The 8,799-nt window shown below is 45.4% G+C and carries 7 protein-coding genes; 6 read left to right on the top strand and 1 reads right to left on the bottom strand.

Going from position 1 to position 8,799, the window contains the following annotated elements; translation table 11 throughout:
* Window positions 1-742: T9SS type A sorting domain-containing protein (locus GX419_11585; GenBank protein ID NLI25335.1), on the top strand; the 742-nt coding region annotated here is incomplete at its 5' end.
* 86 nt (window positions 743-828) lie between these two features.
* Here the strand turns inward: GX419_11585 and GX419_11580 are convergent.
* Complete coding sequence (locus GX419_11580) at window positions 829-3,282, bottom strand: TonB-dependent receptor plug domain-containing protein (GenBank protein NLI25334.1); 2,454 nt, start codon at window positions 3,280-3,282, stop codon at window positions 829-831.
* Between the two features lie 87 nt (window positions 3,283-3,369).
* Here GX419_11580 and GX419_11575 point away from each other — a divergent pair, with 87 nt between their 5' ends.
* The 5 genes from GX419_11575 to GX419_11555 all read left to right on the top strand — a co-directional run bounded on the left by GX419_11575 (window position 3,370) and on the right by GX419_11555 (window position 8,118).
* Window positions 3,370-3,783: a YjbQ family protein gene (locus GX419_11575; protein ID NLI25333.1), complete on the top strand. Its 414-nt coding sequence runs from the start codon at window positions 3,370-3,372 to the stop codon at window positions 3,781-3,783.
* Window positions 3,784-3,847: 64 nt separating this feature from the next.
* Window positions 3,848-5,440, top strand: a complete 1,593-nt coding sequence (locus GX419_11570) for an indolepyruvate ferredoxin oxidoreductase (protein ID NLI25332.1) — start codon at window positions 3,848-3,850, stop codon at window positions 5,438-5,440.
* Window positions 5,441-5,525: 85 nt separating this feature from the next.
* A complete protein-coding gene (locus GX419_11565; GenBank protein NLI25331.1) occupies window positions 5,526-6,104 on the top strand; it encodes an indolepyruvate oxidoreductase subunit beta in 579 nt (192 codons plus the stop codon).
* 32 nt (window positions 6,105-6,136) lie between these two features.
* Window positions 6,137-7,648 carry a DUF4301 family protein gene (locus GX419_11560; protein ID NLI25330.1) on the top strand — a complete coding sequence of 504 codons (1,512 nt, stop codon included), beginning with the start codon at window positions 6,137-6,139 and terminating at the stop codon, window positions 7,646-7,648.
* A 116-nt stretch (window positions 7,649-7,764) separates the two neighbouring features.
* Window positions 7,765-8,118 carry a carboxypeptidase-like regulatory domain-containing protein gene (locus tag GX419_11555; protein ID NLI25329.1) on the top strand — a complete coding sequence of 118 codons (354 nt, stop codon included), beginning with the start codon at window positions 7,765-7,767 and terminating at the stop codon, window positions 8,116-8,118.
* Window positions 8,119-8,799: the final 681 nt, after the last annotated feature.

Genomic DNA, 8,799 nt, shown 5'->3' with positions numbered 1-8,799 from the left:
TAGCTTCGAGTCCGATAACGACGGAAGCGGTTCTGCTGCCGAACCTTTTACTTCACCTGTATTCAGCAACATAAGCTCCTTCGGACCATTGGCTACTCCCTCTACTCAAATCAGCGGAGATTATCTCAGAGCTATGCACCTTAGAAGAAATACAAAAATTCAGATTTATAATTCCCTGTTTGCAGGTTGGCCTACCGGTCTTTATATTGAAGGACCTTCTATCCAGAACGCCAAAAACGATGAATTAAAATTATATCATTCGGTGATGGCCGGAATGACAAATTTCTTCGGTGTTAAGTCGGGAGAAGATTGGCCGACAGTTGCTGAAGAAGCTGCATGGTACTTCGACGCATCACGCAGCAATGATACGCTTATTTCCAATTCCCAGCTGAAAATTGCCGATCCTTTTGTTCAGAACGGTACTCCCAATTTCCTTCCATTGGCTGGTTCTCCTGTTCTTCGCGGTTCAATATGGGATGTAAATTCTGTCAACAAAATTACTGCTAAAAACAATGTTCTGGTTTATCCCAATCCTGCAACGGAAACCATTACGGTATCATCCGATGCTCCTATTGTTAGCATTACTGTTACCAATTTGCTCGGACAAACGATGCAGCAGTTAAATGCTGTAAACCAGAAGGTTGTGACAATAAATGTCTCTGATCTGCACAACGGTATTTACTTCCTCGTTACCCGAAATGCAGACAATACTTCTGCCGCAGTTAAATTCATGAAAAAATAATTGCTGTAGTAACCCTTAAGAAAGAGAGCTGTTTTGTGTAACAGCTCTCTTTCTTTTTTCAAGGCAGGGCTTAATTGCCTTCACGCTCAGAAATTCATCTGCAAACGAATGTTAAACCTTCTTCCGGTAAGATAGTTTGGAACGGCAAACATACCGGGCACGTTCTGAAGGTTTGATACCGTGCGTACCCATAAATAGGAAATGGTATTGTTCACGCCAAATAGATTAAATACTTCTGCGCTAATATAGATGCTCCTGAATACATTAAAAAACGCAATCTGCCCGGAGGCTTTTCCTTCTTCCTTTAACGTTTTTATAAATCCGATATCGACCCGCTTATAGGCCGGCATCCTGTACACCAGATCATACCGATCGGCTACCGGTGGACTGAAGGGGAGAGGACTCCCGTAGAGAAAATAAAGGCTGACTCTGAAACTGGGATTCTGGGGAACATAATCCTGAAAATACAGACCGAAATTTACCAGCTGATCGGTTGGCCGCGGGTAATAGCCCGGTTCTGTCTTTTTTCCTTCACTGTTGATGTAAAAATCGTTGCTGATGTCTTCCATGGTGCGCATCAGCGAAAAGCTGACCCAGCTTTCAGCGTCCTTTACAAACTCTCCGTTCAGCTTCAGATCGAATCCCGTTGCATACCCTTTGGCTATATTCTGTGCTGAATAGCGTACACGGACATTTTCAAGTTTGTAAGGTATCAGATCCCACATATATTTATAATACAGCTCCGCAGTGAATTTAAAGGGCCTTTCCCATGCGGTAAAATAATAATCACTGCCTGCCAGCAGGTGGGCTGACCGTTGTGCTCTTATGTTCCGGTTAATAATTCCGGAAGGATTGCGCATTTCCTTATAAAACGGAGGCTGGTCATATATTCCCGCTGACAGCCGCCAGCGGAAATCTTTTTCCCATCTGGGGTTCCATGCCAGCGAAATCCTCGGATCGGCAAGCAATTGATTGCTGAAATGATAGTATATCCCACGGATCCCTGCGGTAACATAGACATCGCCACCCCATAATCCGGTCGAAAATGTGTTTTCGAAATAACCGGATGCGCGCCAGGTTGAAAAGTTATTTTTAGATTTTACTACATCATACAGGCTTACTTCCTCTTCGGAATAGGGCAGGCTGTAACCCGCCGAATCAACCAGCTTCCATTCACTGAGCCGGTCATGTATTACCTCTGACTGGGCACGGAGGCCCCACCTCAGGGTATACCCCGGAATAGAAAACCTGCCGGAATGCTGCAGGGAAAATACATTGATCAGAAGCCGGTTACGGGCATGGTCCAGAAAGGTTCCTACACCAATGTTCTTGATGCTGTCGCCCGACGTCTCTGTTCCTATTCTGGTATCCAGTTCATTGATCAGATACTGCCCTTCGATGTCAAATGTCTCTCTTTCTCCTGAGGTATAGGCTGAAGAACTAAAGTTAATGTCAACATTCTCTCCTAATTTTTGCCTGTAGGTCAGAACCCCCATAAGGGTGGTATACTTATCAAGTTCGCTTCCGTCATAGTAAATTTTTAAACGGTAGGCACTGAAAATGTTGCCAAAATCAGTTTCCCTTGTTACCGGAATGAAATGATAGCTGTTAATGCTCATATTAGTTAAAAGGCCAATCTCACTGCCGGAACCCGGTGTCCATGTTAAATAACTCTGAAAATCAAAAAAGGCCGGCTTATATTCCCCTTTGGTATCAAGACTTCCCAGCAAATATTGTGTGGTTTTGTAACGCAGGCCAGCAATCCACGAAAGATGCGATCTGGATGAAATCCCTTCAAGATGGGCACTGCCTCCGAGCAGACTGCCCGAAACCGAACCTCCTGCACGAGCCGGCTTTTTATAGGTCACATCAAGAATCGACGACATCTTGTCTCCGTAACTGGCATCAAATCCCCCGGCCGAAAATTGAACCGATTGGATCAGGTCCGGATTGATAAAACTCAATCCTTCCTGCTGCCCGCTCCGTATGAGAAAAGGCCTGAACACCTCGATGCCGTTGATGTAAACAAGGTTCTCATCAAAATTGCCACCCCGCACAGAATATTGCGAGCTAAGCTCGTTATTGGACGATACTCCGGGAAGTGTTTTTAAAATCGATTCGAAATTTCCCGAAGTATTGGGTAGCATCTGCACCGTCTTCATGTCAATCCGCGTCAGGTTAGCTGTCTGGTTGATTGCCTGATTAATCCGCACTTCATCAATTTCCTGCAAATTTTCTTTCAGGATAACAACAACCTGGTTTTTTCCCTGAGGTTCAGCCTGCACACTGAAAATCCTTGGCTCATAACCTATTGAACTGATCTGAAGCTTCCATTCTCCTTTGCCCGGCACCCTGACGTCAAATCTTCCTGAATCATCAGCTACCGTACCGATACCTGTGCCGTTTACCACAACATTGGCAAAGGGTACCGGTTTACCATCCTCCGACAATACCCGGCCCGATACCACATACGCTTCCTGCGCCAAAACACCAAAGCATAAAAAAGACAGATAAAGGATTGCTGTTATTCTTGCTTTCATCTGATACGGAAGCTGTAAAATAGCTAAACTATAAAAACGAAGCGAAATTGCATATATGATTTATTTTCGCAAAAAAAACACAATTCCATGATTCAGCAATACGAAATTCATTTGCCGGCATTCCGCAAAGGCTATCATTTGATTACCCATCTCATTACCGAGAAAATTGGCAAATTACCTGAGAAGGGGATCGTTCACATCTTTATCAAACATACTTCGGCAGCAATTTCTATTAACGAAAATGCCGATCCGTCAGTGCGTTATGATTTCGAATCCTTTCTCAATAAACTGATTCCCGAAAATGACCCGGTCTATACCCATACCCTCGAAGGCAGTGATGATATGCCTGCCCACCTGAAATCCTCATTGCTCGGCCAGTCTGTTACTATCCCCATACGGAACGGTCGGCTGGACCTTGGTACCTGGCAGGGTATCTATCTGTGTGAGTTCAGACGGCAGGGAGGTTCACGAACTGTCATGGTTACCATTGTTGGTGAATAACCGTTTGTATATTATTCGAACCTGTTCAGGTTTATTTATACCTTTGAAGAAACCTAAATACAATATGCGGAAGCTTTTACTGCTTGGAGATGAAGCAATTGCACAGGGGGCACTGGATGCCGGCATTTCGGGAATATATGCATACCCGGGAACCCCTTCAACGGAAATTATGGAATATGTTCAGGCAAGCGAATATGCCGCACAGCACAATGTGCATGCCCTCTGGTCAGCTAACGAAAAGACCGCTATGGAAGAAGCCCTCGGCATGTCATACGCCGGAAAACGGGCTTTGGTGGCCATGAAACATGTCGGGCTGAATGTGGCGGCAGATCCGTTTATGAACGCTGCCATTACCGGAGTCAATGGGGGTCTTGTTGTTGTGGCCGCGGATGACCCGTCCATGCATTCCAGCCAGAATGAACAGGATTCACGATACTATGGCAAATTTGCCCAGATCCCTGTATTCGAGCCTTCTACCCAGCAGGAAGCCTATAACATGACCAGAAACGCCTTTGATCTTTCAGAAAAATACGGCGTACCTGTACTGATGCGCATCACTACCCGCCTCGCTCATTCCCGTTCACAGGTCGAAACCCGGCCTCCGCTCCCTCAAAAACCAAACCGTTTGCCCGAAGATCCCCTCCAGTTCGTCCTGTTGCCGGCGCTGGCCCGCAAACGCTACAAACGCCTACTGACCCTTCAGGAAGAATTCCTCAAAGCATCCGAACAATCACCTTTTAACTCGGCTGTTTTAAATCCGGTTGGTACCACCGGAATTATTGCCTGCGGAACAGGCTGGAACTATTTGAATGAATGCTTTCCTGAAGGAAATTACCCGGGTCCCGTTTATAAACTCTCGCAATATCCTTTGCCAGTTCAACACATACAAAAAATATTTGAACAATCCTCAGCCATTCTGGTACTGGAAGACGGATATCCCTTTGTGGAGGAAATGCTCAGCGGAACATTCCCCGCCAGCAAGCAGATAAAAGGACGCCTTGATGGGACAATCCCCCGCGACGGAGAACTGACGCCCGATATCGTGGCCTCCGCCTTTGGATTTCCTGCAAAGCAAACTTTTGCACCCCCTCCGGTTGTTGTTCCCCGGCCACCTTCTTTATGCAACGGCTGCAGCCATGCCGATTTGTACCTGGCTCTCGATGAAGTTATGCAGGAATTCGGCAAAGGGAAAGTTTTCTCCGATATCGGATGCTATACCCTCGGCGCTTTGCCTCCTTACAATGCAATTTACAGCTGCGTGGATATGGGTGCTTCCATTACTATGGCAAAGGGAGCTGCCGATGCAGGTATGTCCCCTTCTGTTTGCGTTATCGGTGATTCCACCTTCACCCACTCCGGAATGACAGGGCTTCTCGATGCAGTGATTGAAAATTCACCCATAACCGTCATCATTTCCGATAACTCCGCAACAGCTATGACCGGCGGCCAGAAATCCCACGCCACTAATCGTCTGGTCGAAATCTGCAAAGGACTTGGGGTCAGCCCCGATCACATTGTAACCCTGGTTCCCCTTAAAAAGAATCATGAACAGAATGTGCAAGTTCTACGGCAGGAAATTCTTTATAGAGGTCTGTCAGTTGTCATCTTTCAGAGGGAATGCATCCAGACTTCAGCCCGCAGACATAAAAAGAATTAACAGGAACCTGTCCTTATTGTTCTGAGTATTAAATGAAGAATATTCAAAAGACTGATATAAAATGATTCCAACAGGAAAACACGATATGAAAACCGATATCATCCTTTGCGGAGTAGGGGGGCAGGGCATAATTTCCATCTCGGCTGTCCTCGGAGTTGCGGCCCTGGAAGAAAATATGCACATTAAACAGTCCGAAATTCATGGTATGAGCCAGAGAGGCGGAGCTGTTCAGTCGCACGTCAGAATCAGCTCCAGGCCCATAGCCTCTGACCTTATACCCCTGTCTTCTGCCAGCCTGATTCTCTCCGTGGAACCGTTGGAGGCTCTGCGCTACCTTCCCTGGCTGTCTCCCGACGGCTGGATAGTGTCGAATAGCCAGCCTTTTATAAACATTCCTGATTATCCTTCCCTGGATTCCCTGATGCATGAGTACAGTAACTATAAAAATACAGTGCTGATCAATGCAGACGAAATTGCTTCCCTCTGCGGCTCAGCCAGAGCATCCAACATGGTAATGCTGGGCGCTGCCTCCCGTTTTATTCATCTGAAGCCTGAAAGCCTGGTGCTGGGAATAAAAACACTCTTTGCACAAAAAGGACCTTCTGTAATTGACCTGAATCTGAAAGCCTTTGAAGCTGGCATGCAGGCCTCTGCTGAACGTTAATAATCGAACCCCTTTAAATCTGAAATATGCCTATGTGGACCCAAAACGATCTGAAACTTCTGGAAGAAAAAGGGATTAGTATTGAAGAGGTTAACCAGCAACTGGATTTTTTTCGGAATGGTTTCCCATACGCATCGCTTGATCGGCCTGCGGTGCCGGGTGATGGTATTCGTGTTCTTGATCTGCCGGAACAGGAACACTATAGTCATGCATTTGAATCTTCTGCTCCACGGATGGATTTGCTCAAATTTGTTCCGGCATCAGGAGCTGCAACACGAATGTTCAAGGATCTTTTCGAGTGGAAGAATGCTCTTGATAAAGGAATTACATCATTGACGCCTTCTGCCCGTGAATTCCTCGCTAACCTGCACAAATTTGCCTTTTATCCCGAACTGAAAAAAGTCCTTGTTTCTCATGACATAACTCTTCAGGAGAAAGTCAGGCCGGAACAATATTCCTCTATCCTTTCAGCATTTCTTGATCGGGAAGGAATGAACTATGGTTCCTTGCCCAAAGGGCTGATTTTTTTTCATGCCTACCCCGGCGGAGCAAGAACAGCATTGGAAGAACACCTGACTGAAGCGGCTCTTTATGCCAAAGGTGCCGGCGACCGCTGCCGGCTGCACTTCACCGTTTCCCCGGAACACAGGGATGCCTTCATTGCCCTGTTTATGGAAAAAAAGGCATTCTATGAACGGCTTTTCCAGGTTACCTATGAGGTGGAATTTTCTGTACAAAAGCCTTCAACCGACACCATTGCTGCTGATGCATTTAATCAGCCCTTCCGCGATTCAAACGGAAACCTTGTCTTCAGACCGGGTGGACACGGTGCTCTCCTTGAAAATCTCCAATCACTGCAGGCCGACCTAATCTTTATCAAAAACATAGATAATGTAGTACCCGATCACCTGAAAGAACCTACTGTCCATTGGAAAAAAGTCCTGGGCGGAATCCTCCTTTCCCTGAGAGAAAAAGTGTTTTACTTTTTGGAAAATCTCAGAAAAAATCCTTCTTCGGAACTGATTAACGAAGCTTTGCTTTTTGTCGAGCAGGAATTCCATTATAATGTTAAAAAATCAGGGAATCAGAAAGAATTTATTGACTTTCTCATCGACAAACTCGACCGACCTATCCGCGTCTGCGGAATGGTTAAAAATGAAGGGGAACCTGGAGGCGGTCCTTTCTGGGTGCGCCAGACTGATGGTACACTTTCCCTGCAAATCGTGGAACTTTCGCAAATTAACCAAAAGGATGCGGAACAATGGGAAATCGTCAGGAAATCCACGCACTTTAATCCCGTTGACCTGGTCTGCTCCATCCGGAAGCCCGATGGAACAAATTACGAACTCCCGAAATTCCGAGATCCGCAAACCGGTTTTATTTCGGTTAAATCTAAGGACGGGAAAGAACTTAAGGCACTGGAATTACCCGGGCTCTGGAACGGATCCATGGCAGGATGGAACACGGTGTTTGTCGACGTTCCTCTTGCAACCTTCAATCCGGTAAAAACTGTCTTCGACCTTCTGCGCGATGCCCATCAGTAATTATCGGTTTTAAAACTTAACATTAGTTTAATTATTATTTCGTGTAATAATAATGATGCTGTAATTTTAGGTTAATATCAGGGCTATACATTTGTGCTGATTAAAATAGATAAACAATGAAAGCACGTATTGCAATCCTGATTCTGTTTGCCACATGTTCCATTTCCCTGTTTGCAGGAAATGACGTGAAAAACACTTCCCCTGAATCAGCTTCTTTATCAACTATTTCGCTGTCGGTTAAAGATAAGTTGACGGGCGAATCGCTTACCGGTGTTTTGATTACCATCAGCGAAACAGGAACTAAAGCATACACCGATCTGGAAGGCACATGCCGTATTCAGGATGTCCCGGCTGGCAAATACAAAATCTATGCTTCTTATGTTTCCTACAACGAAACCATATTGGAAGAAGTAAAGGTTTCAGCTGGAAATACCCAAAATATAACGATTGAACTTTCTCCAACCCGTTAATTTTCGGTCTGATTTTTCCAGGGCAGAAATTATAAAGGTCTTACACCTTTACCTGTCCGGGACGACAAACCGAATGATCCAAATTGGTTTCGTCTCAATAGGTAACAATCAGGTTACCATCAGTATAACGAAGTAAAAATGCACATTCTGCCTGTACTTAGGCATAGTGTGCATTGATCATTTTAACGCGGATTGCGCAGCAGGAGAGCAAACGAACTGATGCGCAGTGGGTAAGCCTTTAGCGTTGGCATTTGGGCAAATCCCGCTGAAACAAAGTGGAAGCAGCCCTTGTGGCACATTGCGCAGTTTTGAGGATCCATGCAGTTGGCAGTCTCACTTTCCTGCCTTGATCATTCTTTGTTCTTTCGATATTAATGGTGTTCATCAGTTTATTCTAAGCTTAACGTTCTTTATTCGAAACTGGAAAATCTCAAATCACAAATTGACCTTAAACACCCGAAACGCTGGAATAATGGAACGTTGAAACCCTGGAACATTGGAACTTTAGAAACCGTTCCTTAATCCCCTACGGGGAAAAATTGCGTTTTGATCGTCACATCTATTGTTCTTCATCCCCTAACGGGGAAATGGAAAGATCTTTTGCCATTCGCTTCACACTCTGCGCTAAATAAACAATGCTCTGCACTTTAAACCCAATACCCCTCTTTACGCTCTACGCTT

Source organism: Bacteroidales bacterium, assembly GCA_012517825.1.
Taxonomy (GTDB): Bacteria; Bacteroidota; Bacteroidia; order Bacteroidales; family JAAYUG01; genus JAAYUG01.
Note: the sequence above shows the minus strand (reverse complement) of the source record. Positions and strands in the feature narration are given on the sequence as shown.